Below are 18,801 nucleotides of genomic sequence, written 5' to 3'. Positions count from 1 at the left end.
ATGGGCGGCCACGGCGACACGATGGTTTCCATCATGGAATGCGTCTCTGTCGGCGGTATCCCGGTTTCTCAGCTCATGAGCAAGGAAAAGTTTGCTGAACTTGCAAAGCGTACCGCTGGTGCAGGTGGCGAAATCGTGAACCTCCTCGGTCGCGGCTCCGCTTTCTACAGCCCGGCTACCTCCGCTATTCACATGGCTGAAGCTTACCTCCTCGACAAGAAGAGCGTGTTCTCTTGCGCTGCCAAGCTGAACGGCGAATACGGCGTGAACGGCCTCTACTGCGGCGTGCCGGTTGTCGTTGGTGCAAACGGTGTCGAAAAGATTCTTGAAGTCAAGATGAGCGCCGAAGAAAAGGCTGCATTCGACAAGTCTGTCGAAGCTTGCAAGAAGAACGCTGAATGGGTCGACGCTCACACGTAATAAGCCCCCCGCGATTGCGCGGCTCTATCACGTTAAATAAGAACTAAAAATCCCTCGGTTAGACCGAGGGATTTTCTGTACATTAAGACTGTCTTCAAGGCTGTGGTCCGGGTCGCTGCGCTGACCTCATTCTTGATTCCTGACACCTGTTTCTGCTAGAACTCAAAATCTACGGCGCGGCGTTCGGTCACGACTTTCTTCACGAAAGAGACGATGGCCAAATGCTCGGGATGGTTCTGGTAGATGTCGAGGGCTGCCTTGGTGTGGAACGTCGTATCGAGGGCGACGTCGTATTCAATGTCACCGTTGCCGGTTTCTGCCTTGTTGAAGTTCAGGCCCGATTCGATGCTCAGAAGGCCGGGAATCTTTCCTGCAAGGGCGTGGAATGCATCGACCATCTTTTGACCGTTCTCCTTGGCGGAGGCGCCTTCGGCTTCGGCTTTCAATTTCCAGAATACAATGTGACGGATCATTTTTTCCTCTTTTGGTTGTAAATTTGTTTATAAAGTTCCAGTTGGCGCTTGAAACAGTCGTTCCAGCTGAATTTTTCGGCATAGGCGCGAGCTTTTTCTTTCATCGCTGCCATGTCGGAGTGATAAAGTTCTACGATGGCGTTGGCGAGCGCCTGCGGAGTGCGTTCCCTGAGGACGATTCCTGCTCCCGATTCGGTGATGTGTTCGGCGGCGGCCCCGGTTGAGGCTCCAATCTGGGCGTTTCCGCAGGCCATGCTTTCAAGAATCGAAAGCCCGAAGGTTTCCCAGCCCGAAAGGGCGAGTCCCAGGTCGACGCTTGCGTAATGTCTAGCCATTTCGTCGATGGACGAGATGAATCCTGCGTACTCGATATGCTTATACTTTTCGACGGCGTCCTGTACTTGCGGCAGGTACGGCCCCGTACCTGCAAAGATGAGTGCCGGTTCGCATCCGAGTTTTTCGCAGAGAATGGGGTAGGCGCCGAGTAAAAGTTCGATTCCCTTTTCTTCGCAGAACCGGTGCGGGAAAAATATCGTGAGTCTATCGGGGTTGCCGTCTTTCAGTTTTTGCACCAGGGCGTCGTCGCGCTTGGCGGGTGAAAACATCTGGATGTCGCATCCGAGCGGAATCCAGTGGCTTGTCGGGAGCTTGTGTCTGTCGAGCCTCCTCAGGACTTCGTTGCAAGAAACCTGGATGCCGTCGAAACGTCTGAATTCCTGCCGTGCGTACCAGAAGGCTGCGTTCTTGCAGAAATTCCCCAACGCCTTGCCGAACTTGTTTGCAACGGGGCGCTGCACGTAGGTCACCGGAAAGTCTGCGTGCCAAAAACTCAGCAAAACGGCTTCGGGGACAATTTTTTTTGCGGCCCTGCGGACCATGGTCGGGAGCAGGTAGGGTGACCCCACCTCGATGACCTGGGGCTTGTATTTTTTGAGAATCGGCTCGATTTGCGAAGGTCTCCAGATAAAGCGGTATTCCCACTTGCCCGGAAAACGGTAGGCTTCGACATGCTCGATAATCAGGTTTTCGCTCTTTTTCTCGGTATAGGTCTTGGAATCCGGCATCACGAAAACCGAAAGCACGTCCGTTTCGGCGGCTCCTTTCGAAAGGTTCTCGTAAAAGGCCATCTTTTGCAGATGGTAACGACGGACGCCTCCGCCCGAAGGACTCCAGAAGTTGTTGAAATCGACAATGGTAAACATGGCGATTAGTCGATGGAGTTCCAGGGCTCTTCTTGCATTTTGTTCGAAAGCTGATCGATCAAAAGGTTTCCTTCGTAAAGCTGGTTGCTGCCGAGGCGCTTGGAATCGACCGTGAGGAAGAGGTTTCCACCCTTGGATTCCAGCCAGTAGATGGCGTCGGCATCGCGCAGGTAGGCGCGCGGCCCTACAAGGCCCTGTTCCGAATCAATCAGTTCGCCTCCGACAAAGATGGGAATATCGAGCGCCTTGTACAGGTCCAAAATGACTGAGGAGCGGCGTTCATGGATATCCGAAAGGTCGATATGGTCGGAAACCTTCAGGTGGTCGATGCCGTCGATAATGACGACCAGGTTCGGGTGCTCGCGGACTTCTTCTTTCAGCGTATTCAACAGTTCGTGGTTGTCGAATGCGGGTTGGTCTTCCCAGATTTCAAGGCGGTTGCCCCGCACGTAGGCCATCAGGTCGCGGGTTGCTTCCAGAATCTTTTGGTTCACCGCTTCGTCTTCGCTTTGTTTGCGTACGGTCAGTACCGATTCGCCAATCAGCATCGCGACGAGCCTGTCAAAAATTTGGCGGCGCGGAGTTTCAAGGGCGATGTAGATCAGCTTTAGTTTCGGATTGCTTTGGAGCAGGTCCAGGGCGAAGCTAGAAAGGAGCGTTGTCTTGAGACCGAACGGTTTGGACGAAACGTAGAAACAACCAGATTGGATACCGTCGATTTCCTGCGTGAGTTTCGGAAACGTGTTCAGCGCATAGCCCACGCTTACGTCTGGGGGGCATCCCATGGCGGTGTCGAAGTTTTCCTTGATGTCTTGCAAAAGCATGGAGCGGCGGTGGGTGTGAACCGTATCTTCTTCGGTCTGAGCCACCAGCGAAATAAGCTGGTCGGCGCCGTTCTTGCGCACTACTTCGTCTACTGTTTCGCCCTTCGGAAGAACAATCGACTTGAACTTCAGATCGAGTTGTTCTGCCATTTTCAGGTATTTCTGGATGCGGAATTCCTGCTCCCGTCTGTCCTGTTCGCGACGCAAGATGACGGTTACCGATTCGGCCCCGCAAGCTTTCAGCTTGTAGAGGTGGCTCAGGCTAATTTCCTGGTACAGCGTCGAAACGACTCCGGGAATACCGGCGAGGTCGGCGGTAAGAGCATCGAAGAATCCTTCGACAATGACAGGCTTTTCGATGTCTGGCTGAATGTTGAAGGGAATGTCGCTTGGTCCCGATGCGTACGAAACATAGGTGTGCGGACTGTCGGAATCGTCCAGGACGCGTCCGTAAACGGAGTGGATTAGCCCCTTGGAATTGCGAGCGGGAATGGTGATGCGCGGTTCGTGGTAGGCTTCGAGGTTATCCAGGTAGAAACTGATCTGGTGGCGTTCGATACCCGACATCATGCAGTAGCTGATAAAGGGTTCCGGGTCGCCGCTGTAGTAGCCGAGTCCGTAAAGCTGGGCCTGTCCAATGTTCCAGCCGCGTGCCGCCAAGAATTCAGCCGAAGAGGGGCTCTTGCAGGCGGCCCAGTGGCAGTAGCGCACGAAGTTTTCGAGTACCTTGGATTTTTCCCCGCCGATTTCCTTTATCCACGGATGTTCTTCCTGGGGTTGAGTATCGTGGTCCTGCTCCAGTGAACCTAAAAAGTCGACCGCCTCGGCCCTTGCCGAAGGTTCGTCCATTCCGTTGAATCGGCTGCGCATCACGAATTCGACCAGGTCGCCTTCGCTTCCGCACTGTAGGCAGCGGTAACGCCAGTAGCCAAGTGCATCGTAAAAGAACAGCGATGTTTCTTCGGGAGAATGGAATGGGCAACATGCAATCAGGTTCCTGCCCCAGCGGCTTAGGGGAATCCCCAGCTGGCGCGGATGAGTTTTCGCTCGCATAATGATTCCTGCATGTTCTTGATCGATAAGCATAAGGACCCTCGTATTTTCTAGTAGATAATCTAGTTTTTTTTTACTTTTTAGACTATGATTATTCTCGGGATTGACCCCGGTTCCATAACAACCGGCTATGCATTTTTAGAGACGGACGAAAAAAAAGTTCGCGTTCTTGAATATGGGGTGCTTCATGCACCGGCGGCAAACGCACTTGAAGACCGCTTGCTGCATATTGTATCGGAATTGGAACGCCTGCTCGATAAATACCATCCGGTGTCGCTTGGCATGGAAGGTGTCTTTTTTGCAAAAAATGCGCGGAGTGCCCTGGTGCTTGGGCATATTCGCGGGGCCATTCTCGTAGCCTGCCGCAAACGAGGACTCAGCTATAGCGAATACAGCCCGCGTGTAGTTAAACAGGCGATAACGGGTGATGGCGGGGCTTCCAAGGAACAGGTGGCGAATATGATTTTTGCCCGCCTGGGAATAAACGGTGGCGACCTTCCGCTCGATGCTTCCGATGCCTTGGCCATTGCGTGGACCCATGCGAACCCGTCGCCGTTGAACGATGCCGTGTCGCAGGTGATCGGCAAGAAAAAGACGGTTTCCCGGAAAAAGAAGGCAACGACAAAACTGTGGCTTGATTTGATCGAAAAGATGGGAGGGCATGTTTGATGAATTTTGATATACCGGAAAAGGCCCGCGCTTGCTATGGTTTGCGACCGGTAGACTGCTCCGATTTTGTAGAAGTCGACGGCTATATTGTAGACAAAGGAATTCTTGGAGACTTTAACAAGTTGAAGGAATCGTTTGCCCGCGAAGGTTTTGCGCTACGTATTGAATCGGCTTACCGCCCCTTTGAACGGCAGCTTTCGATTTGGAACCGCAAGGCAAGCGGCGAACTCAAACTGCTTTCCGCCGAAGGACTCCCCATGGAGCGCCCTGCAGACGAAGAGCAGCTGATGTATGCCATCCTCACGTGGTCGGCGCTCCCTGGAGCAAGCCGTCACCATCTCGGAACCGACCTCGACGTAGTTGACGCAAATGCCTGTCCGGTCGGTTACGAGGTCGAATTGACGCCCGCTGAATGTGACGGCATGTTCCGCCCCTTTCATGAAAAGCTCACGGAACTGATCGGGGCGGGGGAGTCCTTCGGCTTCGAGCGCGTCTTTGTGCCTGGCCGTGGAAAAATTCAACCCGAAAAATGGCACATCGCGCATCTGCCTACGTCGCGGAAATACCTTGAAGAATTTTCGCTGAAGGACCTCCGCAGCATCTATGAGAAAACCGATATCGCCTGCAAGTCGGCGCTGCTTGATAACTTGGACAAACTTGCAAAGGAATACATCTACCCCTATTTTATTTAGAACTTAGATTCCTATGCGTTCCTCTCTCCTTCTCCCTTTTTCTGAATACGGTCGCTCTGCTCTCGGAACGGCGCTTCGCTATATTCCCTGTACTGGCCCGTGCAGTCTGTTGGTTATCGCTGGAATCCACGGAGAAGAACCCGAGACAACGTTTCTCCTGAGTCGTTGCCTCCGTGCATTCGATAACCCGTTCAAGTCCGTGGCCTTTGTCCTTTGCGCAAATCCCGACGGCATGACGCTTGGCACCCGTTGTAACGCGAACGGGGTAGACCTGAACCGCAACTTTCCGACATCCAACTGGAGTGCCGAGGCGGTTTACTGCAGGTCCGTTCTGGAAGCTCCTCGCGATACAAGGCTTTCTCCGGGTATCGCTCCTGCGAGTGAACTCGAAACGGTAGCTCTGCTCAACCTCATTGAAAAACTTTCGCCCGACACCATCCTTTCGATGCATGCACCAATCGCTTGCGTCGATGCTCCCGAGCGTACTCCCTTGGTAGAGTCCCTTTGTGAAACGTTCGGACTCCCGTGGCGGCCCGATATCGGTTACCCCACGCCGGGTAGTCTTGGAACCTGGTGCAAGGAAACTTGTCTCCCCGGCAAACAAAAAAGTCCAGAGTGCATTACCCTGGAACTTCCTCGAATGTCGCTAGAAGCGTTATTTGACCGCTACGGCGAGAATTTTATTTCCCTTCTTTCGCTTCTTCGATAATCTTCTTGCGCTGCACAAGGCCCATGCCAAAGCCTACGACCAGGTAGGTGGAGCAGAGGACCAGCAGGTATTCGGTGATGAACGGGATCTTGTCCGAAATGAACATGAAACCGCAGATGTAAGTAATCACAATCAGGATTGCCTGGCCGATATTCAGCAGCTGATTCTTGCGGGGCTGGAGCTTGGGGAGGAAAAGCGGGCAGACCATCAGGATGCCGGTCACAAGCATCACGAATACGGGCAGGAACATCTGGACCCCGTTCGGATCGTCAAAGAATCCGTGCGACTTGAGATGGACAATCAGGATTGCGTTGATTGCTCCGGCAAAGGTAGATGGAAGTCCGGAAAAGTGATGATGGTAGGTGTCGCTGTCGCAGGCGTTGTACTTTGCAAGACGCATGGCGGCGCAGAGAACGTAAATCGAGAAGGTTACAATCAGGAGGGCACCGTTTGCCTGGAACCAATCCGGGGAAATGGTCTTGTAGGCAAAGAAAATCGTAAAGGCGGGAGCAAGGCCAAATGCAATCAGGTCGGCAAGGCTGTCAAACTGCGCTCCGAATTCAGAACTTGCGTTCACGAGTCTTGCTGCAAAACCGTCGAGTTTATCCAGCAGAACGCTCAACAAAATGAAATAGGCTCCGGTGCGGATAGGGTCGGCGCTTGTAAAAGACGTGAATGCTCCGGTTACCCAGCATATCGCAAATACACCGAGCAGAAAATTCATGCTAGTAAAAGCGTTCGGCAAAATAAAACGAGACTTACCCATAGGGTCCTCCACTAAAAGTGTCGCGCTAAAAATAGATTATTTCTGGCTTCGAGGGGGTGGCTGTATAAATGAAAAATTAAAAATGAAGAATGAAATATGCTCATTCTTCATTTTCGTTGCGAAAAAACTCTACTTCGCGGGCTTGATGCTCCAGAGGGCCTTTACGCCGGCGGCAACGACCAGACTCTGCGGAGGTGCGTAGGGATTTTCTTCGGTGGGGAAGTTTTCCCAATGCTTGGTCGAGAACTGGTAGTATTGCGTGGGGCGGTACATCACGGGGAGAACCGGGATGGTTTCCATGAAAATCCGGTTCAGTTCGCGGTAGGCATCCGCCAGTTCCTTTTCGTTCGAAAGGGTAGGAATCTTCTGGATTAGTTTGTCTGCGTCGTCGTTCTTGTAGCGGCCCTGGTTCGCAAATGTTTCTTCACCGGTGGGCTTATAGGCGGCAGATCCCATCACCTGTTCAAAGCGGTTCCACGGAGAGGCGGCAGAAAGTTCTGCGGTCTGCGTCTTCATGGCGAGGTCGAAGGTCCCAAGGCGCAGGTCCTTGTCCCATTCGCTGTAGTCGACGAACTTTTCTTCGGCCGAGAAACCGACTTCGTGCAGGGAGCCGACGATCACCTTGATCGCATCTTCCCAGTCGGTCCAACCTTGCGGACATTCGATAGAGAAACTGCGGACGGGTTCACCCTTCTTGTCGAGCAGTTTCCCGTTTTCGTCCCAGCTGTAGCCTGCGCTACTCAAGATAGATTTCGCCTTTTCGATGTCGTAGGAGTAGCCGTATTTTTCGGCATCTTCCTTGTTGAAATACTTGGATTCAGTGCCGAAAGGCAAGATGAACCCCGGCTGGATAACCGGTGTGTAGTTGGAAACCGCGCGAGACTTGATCTTTTCGAAGTTGATGGCATGCATCATGGCGCGGCGAAGCGCGACATCGTTAAAGGGCGGACGTTGGTGCGCAATGAAAAGGGTCGTAATAGAGCCCGGCTGGTGGTAGGGCTCGTTTCTGCTCCAGGCACGGATGGAGTCCTTGGACTTGTCCCAGATGCGCGGCAGGAACACGGACGAAATGTCCAGGTTGCCCTTGGTCATAGCGCTGTTAAAGTGGTTGTTTCCGTTGTAAAGGGAATGAATGATGTACTTGGGGGCGGCTTTCTTTCCACCGTACTTGACGTTTCCCCAGTAGTTGTCGTTGCGTTCCAGTACAATCTGGTCGGGAGAATAGGTCTTGATGTTATACGGTCCTGAAACCACCGGTACCGAATCGTTCTTGAACTCGGTGATGCGGTTCATGTCGTAACCCTTGCCGGACTTTGCCCCTTGGATGAGCGGCTCGAAAACGGATTTGGGAAGAATGGATGTTTCGGCGAGTGCGTTCAAAAGGATAAGGGGGTTCTTGGTCTTGCCAAAGTAGAAGGCAATGTTGTTGTCGCCTTCGCTTGTAACCTTGCTCAGGAATTTCCAGTTGCCATGGCGCGGCGTCGGGAGCAGGGAGTCAATCTTGAAGGTGTAGAGGACGTCGTCAACCGTAACCGGGGTGCCGTCGCTCCACTTGGCGCGCGGATCGAGGTGCACCGAAATCTTGTCGTCGCTAATGGTGTAGCGGTCGGCAAGCATCGGTTCCAGCTTACCGTCGAGCTGGTTGTAGACCAGCAGGGCTTCGTAGGTGATTCTGCAGTTTCCGTCAATCGGGAAGTTCGGATCGTGATCCAGCGGATTAAACGTAGAAGGAGGAGCCCAGTCGAAACCTCCGATATACAGAGTCTCGCTGCGGTCATATTCCGATTGGGTCGATCCGTCGGACGACTTGTTTTCGTCTTTACAAGCTACAAACGTGGCAACCCCTGCTACAGAGAGACAGACCGCTGCAATCCAATAAATCTTGTTCATTTTTTTTACCAAATTCATCCTCTTTCTTCCCTGGGGATACAACGATAAAATTTAGTGTGTTTTTAATAAAAAAACCACCAAATTTTATTTACAAGGGCTAAAATTTACAGCTAAAAGGGGTATGTTTAGAAAATTTATAATGAAAATCCGTACAAAAGACGCTTAGGCGATGCGCTAAAGAGTGTTTTGTTCATAATGAATGGTGTTCCGGCTCCGCCCGGTGTACTGAATTTTCGTTCGACCTTGCCCGTCTTTAGGGAGATAGCGACCACTTCGTTTCCTTGGTCAATCCATGCAAAGCCATCTTTTACGAATGGCTTCGGAAAAATGGAATTCCTGCTCTTGAATTTCCACAAAGGAGTCCCTGTTTCTGTATAAAGTAATATGGACTGGTCGGCAAGTCCTATCATGATCATTTTCTGACCTTGGCCTTGAACGGCTTGTAGCGAAGAAATGGATTCGTCCATGATAATTTGGAGCGGAGGGGCTTCCCTGCGCAGTTGGTTGAACAGGTATAGGCGATTGTTTCCCGAGGCTACCGCAACAATGGAGTCGGTGCTGATCATCTGCGTTACCTGTCCGGGGAACCTGCGCGATGAATTTTCCTTGACCGTTCCGGCTTCGTCATCCAAGGCGACTAATTCTCCTTCGAGGTTGCAGGCGTAAAGGTTCTTGTTTTCATGGGTGAGCAGGAAGGGGACTGCAAAAATCTTGCGGGACCAGGCGAGCTTGTTGTCGGGTTTCAAAATCTTGAGCAAGAAACCGTTCCACGTCGAAACGTAGATTGCGCTTTCGGTCACTTTCGTTTCGAACGCTTTTCCCGGCAACTGTATGGTAAGGGCGTTTCCTTCGCGGTTCAAGTCGTAAATGGACAAGTTGTACCCCGAAGCGATGGCGAGAGTGTTTTCGTCGTTGTCTATCGCCGGGCTGTTGTCGAGCGTTCCGATTTTCTTGTACCACCGGAGTTCGCCGTTTTCGGCGTTGATGCAAATGAGGCGCCCTGCCGACGGGTCGATGGTGTAGAGGTATTTTTTTCCACTGAAGAATTGCGGGTAGAGCGTCTTGGGGGAAATGGGGAGCTGGCGGACAAATTTAGCTCCGATGACCTTGCTGTATCGGTTTAGAATAAGCGAAGTCACCTGAGGGTTGCTTATGGAATGGCGGACTGCTTCTGACCAAGCCTTTTGTTTTTCGTGTTCATTGCCATTCTGGTTTTCGAGATACAGGGCCTTGAAGAACCATCCCTTGGCGTTTCCCGGTTCGAGCTTGAAAAGCGAGTCGAGAATAGGGGGGAGCTCTTCCCAGTCTTCGTTTTCGGTAACGCTTGCCGCAAGCCCCGCATAGACTTCTGATTGAAGCTTCTTTTTCCCGTAATAACGCGGGGAAAGGGCGGTGAGCTTGTTGTCACCAAAATCAAGGTAGATGTTGCCGTTCGTGTGGATGGGAGCGCGTTCGATAGGCTTTGCAAAATTGAAATGCCACAGCGGTACTAGGGCCGTATCGACAGCCGTAATGGCGCCCTCGATTGAAAATAGTCCGAGCGTTCCCATGGCGAGGGGGTAAATGAACGAGGCCTCGCTGCGGACAGCCACCTGAATGAATCCAGATTTCTTGTCGATGAGCGACATCTTGCCCGATGCTTCGAGAAGGGCGATGCTGTTTTCAAAGGGCATCATGCTTTCGACTTTGTTGACGGGCTGTTTCCATAGGGGCGTCATGCGTTGTTTCGGAAAATAGCAGTACAGGAAATTTCCCGAAATCAGGTACAGGAATCCCTTGTCAATCAGAATGTTCTTGATGACGTCGAACTGGGCGAGGGTTCTCTTTTCAGAGCCGTCTTCTGAAGAAATAAAATGCAGGGCGTTGTCGGTACAGTTCAGGATAAATTCGCTCGTGAGAGGGTAGAAACCTTCGGGAACGCATCCGCTATATTTGTCTGCAATCTGGGCTTGAATGCCCTTGCTGTTCAGAAGGATAAGGTCGCGTTCGGTTTGGACGGCAATCTTGTCGCCTTGGGCGTAAAGCTGAATGAGGTTTGTGATCGGGTAGCTTCGATTGGGCTTGTTTGCAAAAAATGAGCGGAAGACGAGGCTGTCCTTTTCTGCGGATTGGAACCAGACTCCTTGAGGGTCGATGTTGAAAATCTGGATTCCTGCGGGTAGGTCGCTAGCCACGTTGACAAGGGCGTTATCTTCTATTTTTTGAATGGTGCCGTCGCGGAGCAGCAAATAGGTGGGGTTATTTCCAAATGTCTTTGCAATCTTGCTTTTGAGGTGGAGCGGAGCGCGGACAAGATTTTCGGCATTGTTGCTGGTGGTGGCTTCCCTTTCCGAAAGCCAGTAGGCCTTGGCCGTTTCCGAGGTGCGGTTCAGGCTTTGATTGTAGTAGAAGTTTGCGGAGGTCTTGTTTCCCGAAAGGTCCTGAATTTTTCCGAGGTAGAAATAGGCCTTTTCCTTGTCTTCTTCGTCTCCCTGGTTGGCGGCGTTTTCCAGAATTTTGATTGCCTCTGAAATTTCGCCCTTCATTTCGAACATGTAAAGGGCTTCCTGGATGTTGGCTTCCATCTTTTCGGCGAAAGCAAGTGACACAAGCCCGCATAACCACACGAGTAAAGTTACCGTGCTCAGAGGATGAAACTTATGGAAAACGTTAAGGCTCATTTTTATTCGTTTCAGTCATTCTCGACCGAAGGGTGGGTATCCAGTGCTGGATTCCGTCCCCTCTTCGAGGGTCTAGGATGACGCTCCTATTTTACGCATCAAACTTATATCCTGCTCCTCTTACAGAGATAATGATTTTCGGATCGGCGAGGTCGTCCTCGATTTTACGGCGCAAGTTGGCGATGTGGTTATCTACCGTGCGCGTCGAAGGCATGTTCTCGTCGGTGTAGCCCCAGATTTCCTTGAGCAAGTCTTCGCGCAGAATGACTTCGCCGCGGTGTCCCCAGAAATACTTGAGAATCAGGTATTCGCGGGTGGTGAGGTCCAGCGGAACGCCGCCCTTGGTGGCTTCGAATTTCTTGACGTCGACCTTGATGTTTGCAAATTCCAGAACGTCGGGAACCGCAACGGCCGTGGCGTTGTTCTGCGGCTCGATGCGGCGCTTGAAGGCTTTCACGCGGGCAAGGAGCTCCAGAATCGAAAACGGCTTGGTGACGTAATCGTCGGCACCCATTTCAAGGCCTGCCACCTTGCTCGTTTCTTCGGTCTTTGCCGTGAGCATAATGATGTAGGTTTCCGGGTGCTTGTTTCGGATATAGCGGCAGACTTCGAATCCGCTCTTTTTCGGAATCATCAGGTCCAGTAGCACCAGGTGCGGCTGGTAACTGTCGGACTTTGCAATCGCCTCTTCACCGTCGCAGGCCGTTTCTACGGTGTAGCCTTCCATTTCGAAGTTGTCCTGTAGCCCCAGACGGATAATTTCTTCGTCTTCTACAATCAGGATTTTGAAATTCTGTGACATAGTTATTCTGCCTTTTTAAACTTGACGGTGAATGTAGAGCCTTTGCCCGGTTTGCTGTTGAGGGAAATGGTTGCCTTGTGGGTTTCCGCGACCCTTTTCACGGTGGCAAGCCCAAGCCCCGAACCCTTGGTGCTTCGGGTCATTTCGTCGCCCACCCGGTAAAAATCGTTAAAGATGTTCTTCTGTTCCGACGAGGGAATCCCGATGCCGGTATCGGCGACCGAGAATACAATCCAGTCGTCTTCGCTTTTTACGTTGACGGTAATGTCGCCGGGCGCCTCGGTGTACTTGATGGCGTTGTCAATCAGGTTCTGCACAAGGCTGTAAAGCGCCGTGTAGTCGCCCATCACAAATACGTTGGGTTCAAAGTGCGTGTAGAAGGTGAGTCCCTTTTCGACGCCGATATCTTCGACCGCATCGAAAACTTTCTTTGCGCAAATCGAAAAGTCTAGCTTTTCCCACTTGAATGCGCCTGTCCCGTGTTCCATGCGCGTGTAGTTGAGAATGGCTCCAATCAGGTTCTCGAGTCTCGAAGCCTCTTTTCCGATAAGGGTTGAATATTCCTGCACCTTTTCGGCCCGTTGCATACGGCCGCGCGCCATCATCTCGGCAAACATCTTGATCGAGGTAAGGGGAGTCTTTAGCTCATGAGAAACGCTCGAAAGGAAGTTTGTCTTCATCGAAAGCAGCTTGCGTTCCTGCGTAATGAAACGGAACATAAAGAAAGACCCGAATATGACGGTGATGAGGGCAAAAAGCATTAGCCCGTACATCAAGAACATCCGGTGCCTGGTTTCTTTGCGAATGTCCTGCATGTCCTTTTCGTAGAGTGTGAATTCCCAGTCGAGAGCCTCAGAAATGCTGTATTGCTCGATAATGGGGGCGTTTTCGGGAATTTCACCCAGAAGAACCTTGTTGTTGTTTTCGGTAATGGAAAAGGGAATGTTCTTGAAACTCTGGGTAACGTTTTTGAGCCTGCTTAAAAGCCTGTTCCTGTAGGTGTTGGGGTCTATTTTTGCGATAACCACCTGGTCTCCGGAAAGGTACGGATACGACATTTTGAACAAGGTAATGTCTTCGCCATTCAGGTAGAGAATGCCTTCCTTGTTGGTGGCGTCATCGTCGAAAATTTCCTGGAACAGTTCCTTGTGCTTATGCAAAATGTCCATGTACCCCAACTGGCGGTTGAAGTTTTCGCGCAGGTTCCAGAAAGCCTCTCGCTTGTCCTGGCTGAGTTTTTCGAATGAAAGAATTTGCGTGAATGCCGATTCGAAGAAAAACTTAGAGGACGAGATGTCGTCGATGTTCTGGTCGTCGAGGAACTTGGCGAGTACCGAAAGACAGTATTCCTGAGCTTCCTCGTGCCTGTGTTCCTTGACAAGAATCTCGAAATGCAAGAGGTTCACGGCGCGGGTAAGGTCGGCGTGGAGATACCCCTGCGGGTGGTGCATGCTTTCGAGCAGCTCCAGAAGCTTTAGGGTCTCGGCGTATTTCTTGGACTTGTAATAGAAACGGATAAGTCCGAGGATATTCTGGATGCGTTCTTCGCTAGACTCGAAAAAGAAGTGCGAAGGCGAAAGGCTCTTGCCCCGCTGGTTCAGGTAGATTTTTCGTGAAACGCTGTCCTTGAGTCCCCGTCTCTCTTCTTGGAAAAGCACCTTGTCTTGGATGGTGGCTGTTCCGGAAGGAAAATCGGGCGACTTGAAAAAGTTTCGCGAAGACAGGTCCGGGTAGACCAGTTTGCCCTTGTTGAATAGGAAAATGGCCTCGATTCCTTCGACGGACTTGAATTCGGTGGCATGCCCGAAATCGAGAAGCCCCTGCGGCTGTTCGTAAAGAAACAGGGAGGCGGCCTTGGTTTCCTGGTATATCTTCGAAAGTTCTTTGTCTATGGCGTCTGAAACTTCGCTCTGGAACGAAGAAAGGTTCTCGTCGAAATTCTTTTGCGCCAGAAAAATTTCGTTCTGGATATTCCTGAACGAAAGAATCGACAAAATGGCCGTAGGAAGGACAATCCCGCCGGCAAACAGAAGGACGAATAGCAGATTATTTCGCGAAACCTGCATTGCCGGTCCTTACTTCGGAATTGCCCATCACCAAGGGATTGGGTTACTTTACGATGTTGGCTCGGTGCGTGACCGAAACTTTATGGCCGACTTCAATGCGACGGCTGTTGGAATAGAGCTCGCGAATGAGGACGGACGATTCGTTGTCTCCGGCGCGTGCAATGACTCCACGGCCCAGAAGGCGCGGAGGAAGCGTAGCGTCGGTGCGGTCTTCTTCCCAGATGGCGACTGCATCACCCGTGTTGTAGCCCTGGGCGGCGCCTTTGTCGACCAGCACGTAGGAATACGTACCGATGATAAGCATCGGGTCCATGGCGTAACGGATCATGGCAAGAGAATCCATACGGGCAACGGAATCAGCCGTGTATCCTGAAACGTTGATCGATTTCAGGGGCTGCTTCATTCTTGCCTTTGACTGGTTGATCTTGATTTCGCGGAAGCTGGTGACGATCTTTGCCCTGGAAAGGGTGTCACCAATGGCGGTAATCTTTGCTATGCCACTCAAGCGAAGCAGGGCGTACTTCGCAAAGCCGTGTCCCTTTGCGGCGGGAACTTCGATGGGCTTTGCGTCCATGATTTCGATCAGGTCGCCTTTCTTGAGCTTGTCGTTATTCTTCTTGCCGATTCCCACGACGACTTCGGATTCAGGAATGTGGATAATGGGTTCCTTCTTTTCGCCGGAACGGATCGAAACGAACCTTGCATCCTTCTTGATAGAATCGAGCGTGTAGATTTCGGGGGCGTGCAACTGGTAGTAGCCGTTGAAAATCTTCGGAGCCGGACGCTGCTGGTAATAGTAGGCGTCTTGTACCTTGGGCTTCTTCTTGTTGTTCTTGTCCTTGTCGCGGAGGTTCCCGAGCATGCTTTCGAAGTCGGAATTGCGTTCGTCGCCGTTGTCGCAGCCAGCGTTAGTCACGGAGTAACCCTTTCCCTTGGGGAGGGCGGAGTCCGAAACGGCCGCGTTACAGGGGTACTTGTTGCGTTCGACCTGGATGACGTTTCCTTCCTGGATGCTGTCGCCCAGATAAATGGAGTCGCCCGGGTAAATCCAGTGCGGATCCTGAATGTGACGGTTGTTTTCCCAAAGGTCTGGCCAGGCGAAGGGGTCCTTGAGGAATTCGTCACTCAGGTCCCAAAGGGTGTCGCCTTCCTTGACTATATAGGCGGAGGCGATCAAGGCGGAAAGTCCCAGACAGATGGATGCACATTTTAAAAGTCGCATAATAATCCTTTACAGGCTGATTATACCCATAATTTAACCTTTTCTTTGCTTAAAAGTAGGGGCTTTTTGGCTAAAATGCGGAATTTCTTGCGTTTTTTGCGCAGAAACGCGTTCTTTGGGGCGCTGAATGGTTCTTGAACGCTGCTTTTGTGCGGGGTTCTGGCCTAGAATTCCTACCCGGTCGGGCACGAACAGGAACATCACCTCGAATTTGCCGCTACCCGGTTCCAGGTAAAGCGGAATGTTCTTGCGAAGCATGTAGCCTTCGTTCCTAAATTGCCTAATAGTCCTTGCTGCCACTTCGAGGTTCGAGGTCTGCAAGAGAATTCGTTCGGGGCGTGAAAAGGCGACTGCCTGCGCGACTCCCTGGGCAAGGGGTTCGTCACCGGGCAAGTTGAAGTAGAACGTCCACCGTCCTTCGTTTTCGGGCTTGCCGAAGAATTTCGGGAAAAATTCCTGCTCCACGTGGCTGCGGACAAATTTCATGTTGTCGTCCACGGTATTGCGGGCATTCAGGCGCGAAGACATCATGGCGTATTCGCGGCAGTCCATCGAAACGACCCGCTTGAACTTGCTTGAAAGCGATGCGCTGACAAAGGAACTTCCGGAGTAGAATTCAAAGAAACAGTCTTCGGAATTGGGGTGGATAGCATCTTCTATCCGTTTCGGAAGGTTCATCCATGCATCGCGGATTCTAGGTGTCCAGTCAAGCACGTGCATGCTGATACCGGTTTCTCCAATCGGCATAAAGTCGCTACCGAAGGCGCTTTTCGCCTCGACCTTCATCGGAGTGGTTCCGGCTGGGTCAAAGGGAAGGTCGGGCATGCATTGAATGTGGTGGCAACTGATGACCTCGGGACAGTTTCTTTGAACAAAATCTATGAAGGTCTTGTAGCCGTGAGCGGAAAAACGCCCCTTCAGGTTCACCTGGACAAGCATGGCGTAGCGCCCGTCACCAATGGCGCGGAACCAGATTTGGCGAAGGGCCTTGCTGAAAATGTGCAGGTGTTCCTTTTTGAGTTGCTGGAATACGCGGGTGACAAGTTCCGGGGCTTCCATGTCGCGGGCGGGGGCTTCTATGGTAAGCGACTCCTGCTTGCCGCGATAGGTCTTTAGAATGCGCCAGTCGGCGTGTTCCGGGTTTGCATCGGCTGTAAACCATGCCTGGAATTTTCCGGGGATGCGTTCGTTTTCGGCCCATGCCGCAAGTTGCTGCTTGATATCCTCGAAGGAAAGCGTTACCTTGCATACCGGCTTTTCTTCTTTCGGGGGTTCTGCCTGTGGCTTCCCCTGACGTACGTTGTTTATGCGCGGACTGTTACTTCTTTTTCTAAAATCGTTTCTCATTTTTTTCACTTTTAATTAAACCAGGAATCTCGGGTAGATCCACGAGCATTCTCTTGCAAGCATCTTCGGGAATTCGCGGAAGGTTCCGTTAATCTGGTAAAGGTTCAGGCTGCCTTCCACTGGCGAAAGCTTAATCAGCGAGTCGGCACGTGCTTCGAGGTAGGGGTATTCGTCCAGGTTACAGGACGACACCACGGCGCACCCTGTGAGGGCGATAATCGTGTCGACCATCTGCATCAGGATCTGGTGCGGAGCCCCGTTCAGTCGGGTGGATTTCGGATTGTGCAGCACGGCCGAAATCGGGTCGATAATCACCACGCGGTAATCGTGGTTTTCGAGTCGCTTTGCCCCCTGGATACGCTTTGCAATCAGCTGGGCGGTTTCGATCGGCGAAAGTGCCGTTCCGCGCAGGTTCAGGAAACCGAATTTCGGGGTACTCGCGTTCAGGTTGCGCTTGCCGCCAAGTAGGTACAAGCGGTTCAGGAAAACGGATTTTGTCAGTTCAAAATTGATAAACAGGACGTCGCTCGACGAGGTCGTATTTCCGAACCAGTCTTCGCCATAGCAAATGGAAAGGCCTAAGTCCATTAGCGCAAGGGACTTTCCGCTTTTCGGAGGTGCCGTGAACAGGAAAAATTCACCTGCGCGGAGCATATTTTCGACAATGGTCTGGTCTTTCTTCGGGGCTTCCTCGGTGTCGCTTGCAAGTTCTATAAGCGGCTTTCCGTCAAGGGAGTATTCCACCCATTCTTGCCATTCCTTGAAGTTCTTGGCGCCTTGTTCCAGGCCAATCAGGTACTGCTGCTTGCCTCCGCGGAGCACACCCGGCATACGCACCATCATGTGCGGGTTTCGGTTGCTCGGGTCTACCTTGAACCCCTGCGAGTCGAGCGTCTTGAAAAGGAAGTCGACGCGTTCGTTGTATTCTTCTTCGTCGTTTGCAAAAATCTTGACCCAGGCTTGCACGGAGTTTGCACCCGTATTCACGAGAGCGGCACAGGGGAGGTTCAGGGCCTTGTAGTAGGCGAGCTGCTTGGCCAAAGACATCTTTGGGTTGTCGACGACCACGTAGCGGAAATGGTACGATTCGTCGGAGGTGTCTTCGCCACCCTTGACCGCGTTGATGCAGAGGAGCGCACCTTCGGGGCTGTCAAGACTCTTCATGATTTTCTTGATGGAGTCGTCTTGCCCGATGATGTTAGAAACAAGTTCTTCGGTGCTTTCGGGAGTGTTCGATACCTTGAAGGCGATGGTTTCGTCGGGGTCGAAGGTTGCTTCCAAAAGTTTTGCGAGGTCCTTTCGCCAGTCTGCGGCGGGCCATGGAATCGAAAGCGCTTCGGGGTCAATCTTGAAGTTCTGCAACAGTTCCAGGGACTGCGTATCAAGCCCCATGGCAAGCATCTGTTCCATCGAAATCATGTTTGCCGAAAGCGGCGTAATGATTGGCATGGCAACGGTTTGCGGGGTGCCGGGGGCGTGAGCCTGGGCAGGTGCAGCCCCTTCTGCGGGGGCCTGTGTTGCTGCGGGGGATTCTTCGGGGCGTTCCGAGGAGCGTTTTTCGGCAGAAAATGCGCGGCGGAGAGTCTGTTCGACTTCTTCTCCGTCCATACCGTCGTCACGGGCCTTGCCTCCTAGTTGGAAGCTTGCGTCCATGAACGTCCAGCCTTCTTCCATGGCGGCAACGCCGGCCTTGTAGAGCTCTGCCTTGAGTTCGTTTGGGCTGCTGAACGTGTTTTTTAAGAACAGGTTAATGGTCTTTTTTGCGTTTTCCATAGGCGCCTCGGTTTACTATATACCACCGAATGTAGCTTTTTTTTACAAAAATAGACAAAAAAAATAGAAAAAGACCTCTGCGTAGGGCTTTTGGGGAAAGATTATGTGCTAACAAACTATTCCAGCTTGGATTATTGAATGAGTGTGATTTTAAGCATTTCGTAAACTTTTTGCTTGACAATGCATTTTTATTTGTTTATAATAATGTTATGAAACTCAAAATTTACATCATC

At 51.8% G+C, this 18,801-nt stretch carries 14 protein-coding genes and 1 pseudogene; 4 read left to right on the top strand and 11 right to left on the bottom strand.

Going from position 1 to position 18,801, the window contains the following annotated elements:
* A pseudogene (locus Q0W37_RS07675) lies at positions 1–420 on the top strand (malate dehydrogenase); the annotation flags it as partial.
* Between the two features lie 155 nt (positions 421–575).
* Here Q0W37_RS07675 and Q0W37_RS07670 read toward each other — a convergent pair.
* The 3 genes from Q0W37_RS07670 to Q0W37_RS07660 are packed head-to-tail and all read right to left on the bottom strand — an operon-like array spanning position 576 to position 4,005.
* Positions 576–893: a Dabb family protein gene (locus tag Q0W37_RS07670; RefSeq protein WP_297700333.1), complete on the bottom strand. Its 318-nt coding sequence runs from the start codon at positions 891–893 to the stop codon at positions 576–578.
* Positions 890–2,095, bottom strand: a complete 1,206-nt coding sequence (locus Q0W37_RS07665) for a glycosyltransferase (protein ID WP_297700331.1) — start codon at positions 2,093–2,095, stop codon at positions 890–892. The genes Q0W37_RS07670 and Q0W37_RS07665 overlap by 4 nt, the downstream gene beginning before the upstream one ends.
* Positions 2,096–2,100: 5 nt before the next feature.
* Positions 2,101–4,005, bottom strand: coding sequence for a CHC2 zinc finger domain-containing protein (locus Q0W37_RS07660; RefSeq protein ID WP_297700329.1), 1,905 nt, complete (start codon positions 4,003–4,005; stop codon positions 2,101–2,103).
* 54 nt (positions 4,006–4,059) lie between these two features.
* Between Q0W37_RS07660 and ruvC the strand changes: the two genes are divergently transcribed.
* The 3 genes from ruvC to mpaA are packed head-to-tail and all read left to right on the top strand — an operon-like array spanning position 4,060 to position 6,042.
* Positions 4,060–4,641: a crossover junction endodeoxyribonuclease RuvC gene (gene ruvC, locus Q0W37_RS07655; protein WP_297700327.1), complete on the top strand. Its 582-nt coding sequence runs from the start codon at positions 4,060–4,062 to the stop codon at positions 4,639–4,641.
* Positions 4,641–5,333 (top strand): M15 family metallopeptidase, encoded by a 693-nt coding sequence (locus tag Q0W37_RS07650; RefSeq protein WP_297700325.1) that lies wholly within the window; start codon positions 4,641–4,643, stop codon positions 5,331–5,333. Before ruvC ends, Q0W37_RS07650 begins: the two co-directional genes overlap by 1 nt.
* Before the next feature lie 13 nt (positions 5,334–5,346).
* Positions 5,347–6,042, top strand: coding sequence for a murein tripeptide amidase MpaA (gene mpaA / locus Q0W37_RS07645; RefSeq protein ID WP_297700323.1), 696 nt, complete (start codon positions 5,347–5,349; stop codon positions 6,040–6,042).
* On the opposite strand, the gene Q0W37_RS07640 is transcribed toward mpaA, so the two are convergent.
* The 8 genes from Q0W37_RS07640 to Q0W37_RS07605 all read right to left on the bottom strand — a co-directional run bounded on the left by Q0W37_RS07640 (position 6,014) and on the right by Q0W37_RS07605 (position 18,568).
* Positions 6,014–6,808 (bottom strand): CDP-alcohol phosphatidyltransferase family protein, encoded by a 795-nt coding sequence (locus Q0W37_RS07640; RefSeq protein ID WP_297700322.1) that lies wholly within the window; start codon positions 6,806–6,808, stop codon positions 6,014–6,016. The two genes, mpaA and Q0W37_RS07640, sit on opposite strands and share 29 nt — an antisense overlap.
* A gap of 129 nt (positions 6,809–6,937) precedes the next feature.
* The gene (locus Q0W37_RS07635; protein WP_297700320.1) at positions 6,938–8,698 is read right to left on the bottom strand and encodes an ABC transporter substrate-binding protein; all 1,761 of its coding nucleotides are present in this window, start codon (positions 8,696–8,698) and stop codon (positions 6,938–6,940) included.
* 134 nt (positions 8,699–8,832) lie between these two features.
* On the bottom strand, positions 8,833–11,286 hold the full coding sequence (locus Q0W37_RS07630) for a hypothetical protein (RefSeq protein WP_297700318.1): 2,454 nt from the start codon (positions 11,284–11,286) through the stop codon (positions 8,833–8,835).
* A gap of 163 nt (positions 11,287–11,449) precedes the next feature.
* Positions 11,450–12,160 carry a response regulator transcription factor gene (locus tag Q0W37_RS07625; protein WP_297700317.1) on the bottom strand — a complete coding sequence of 237 codons (711 nt, stop codon included), beginning with the start codon at positions 12,158–12,160 and terminating at the stop codon, positions 11,450–11,452.
* A gap of 2 nt (positions 12,161–12,162) precedes the next feature.
* Complete coding sequence (locus Q0W37_RS07620; protein ID WP_297700315.1) at positions 12,163–14,226, bottom strand: HAMP domain-containing sensor histidine kinase; 2,064 nt, start codon at positions 14,224–14,226, stop codon at positions 12,163–12,165.
* Between the two features lie 43 nt (positions 14,227–14,269).
* Positions 14,270–15,448 carry a LysM peptidoglycan-binding domain-containing protein gene (locus Q0W37_RS07615; protein WP_297700313.1) on the bottom strand — a complete coding sequence of 393 codons (1,179 nt, stop codon included), beginning with the start codon at positions 15,446–15,448 and terminating at the stop codon, positions 14,270–14,272.
* 33 nt (positions 15,449–15,481) lie between these two features.
* Entirely contained in the window at positions 15,482–16,795 is a 1,314-nt protein-coding gene (locus tag Q0W37_RS07610; protein WP_297700311.1) for a hypothetical protein, read from the bottom strand.
* Between the two features lie 15 nt (positions 16,796–16,810).
* Complete coding sequence (locus Q0W37_RS07605) at positions 16,811–18,568, bottom strand: AAA family ATPase (protein WP_297700310.1); 1,758 nt, start codon at positions 18,566–18,568, stop codon at positions 16,811–16,813.
* Positions 18,569–18,801: the final 233 nt, after the last annotated feature.

This window comes from uncultured Fibrobacter sp., from assembly GCF_947166265.1.
In the GTDB taxonomy this organism is placed as follows: Bacteria; Fibrobacterota; Fibrobacteria; order Fibrobacterales; family Fibrobacteraceae; genus Fibrobacter.
The sequence above is the reverse complement of the archived record's forward strand: the minus strand, read 5'-3'. Positions and strand labels throughout refer to the sequence as shown.

Coding starts and splice junctions, on each gene's coding strand:
- mpaA (WP_297700323.1), top strand. CDS start 5,347: ATGCGTTCCTCTCTCCTTCTCCCTTTTTCTGAATACGGTCGCTCTGCT.
- ruvC (WP_297700327.1), top strand. CDS start 4,060: ATGATTATTCTCGGGATTGACCCCGGTTCCATAACAACCGGCTATGCA.
- Q0W37_RS07640 (WP_297700322.1), bottom strand. CDS start 6,808: ATGGGTAAGTCTCGTTTTATTTTGCCGAACGCTTTTACTAGCATGAAT.
- Q0W37_RS07620 (WP_297700315.1), bottom strand. CDS start 14,226: ATGCAGGTTTCGCGAAATAATCTGCTATTCGTCCTTCTGTTTGCCGGC.
- Q0W37_RS07650 (WP_297700325.1), top strand. CDS start 4,641: ATGAATTTTGATATACCGGAAAAGGCCCGCGCTTGCTATGGTTTGCGA.
- Q0W37_RS07660 (WP_297700329.1), bottom strand. CDS start 4,005: ATGCTTATCGATCAAGAACATGCAGGAATCATTATGCGAGCGAAAACT.
- Q0W37_RS07635 (WP_297700320.1), bottom strand. CDS start 8,698: ATGAACAAGATTTATTGGATTGCAGCGGTCTGTCTCTCTGTAGCAGGG.
- Q0W37_RS07625 (WP_297700317.1), bottom strand. CDS start 12,160: ATGTCACAGAATTTCAAAATCCTGATTGTAGAAGACGAAGAAATTATC.
- Q0W37_RS07605 (WP_297700310.1), bottom strand. CDS start 18,568: ATGGAAAACGCAAAAAAGACCATTAACCTGTTCTTAAAAAACACGTTC.
- Q0W37_RS07615 (WP_297700313.1), bottom strand. CDS start 15,448: ATGCGACTTTTAAAATGTGCATCCATCTGTCTGGGACTTTCCGCCTTG.
- Q0W37_RS07610 (WP_297700311.1), bottom strand. CDS start 16,795: ATGAGAAACGATTTTAGAAAAAGAAGTAACAGTCCGCGCATAAACAAC.
- Q0W37_RS07665 (WP_297700331.1), bottom strand. CDS start 2,095: ATGTTTACCATTGTCGATTTCAACAACTTCTGGAGTCCTTCGGGCGGA.
- Q0W37_RS07670 (WP_297700333.1), bottom strand. CDS start 893: ATGATCCGTCACATTGTATTCTGGAAATTGAAAGCCGAAGCCGAAGGC.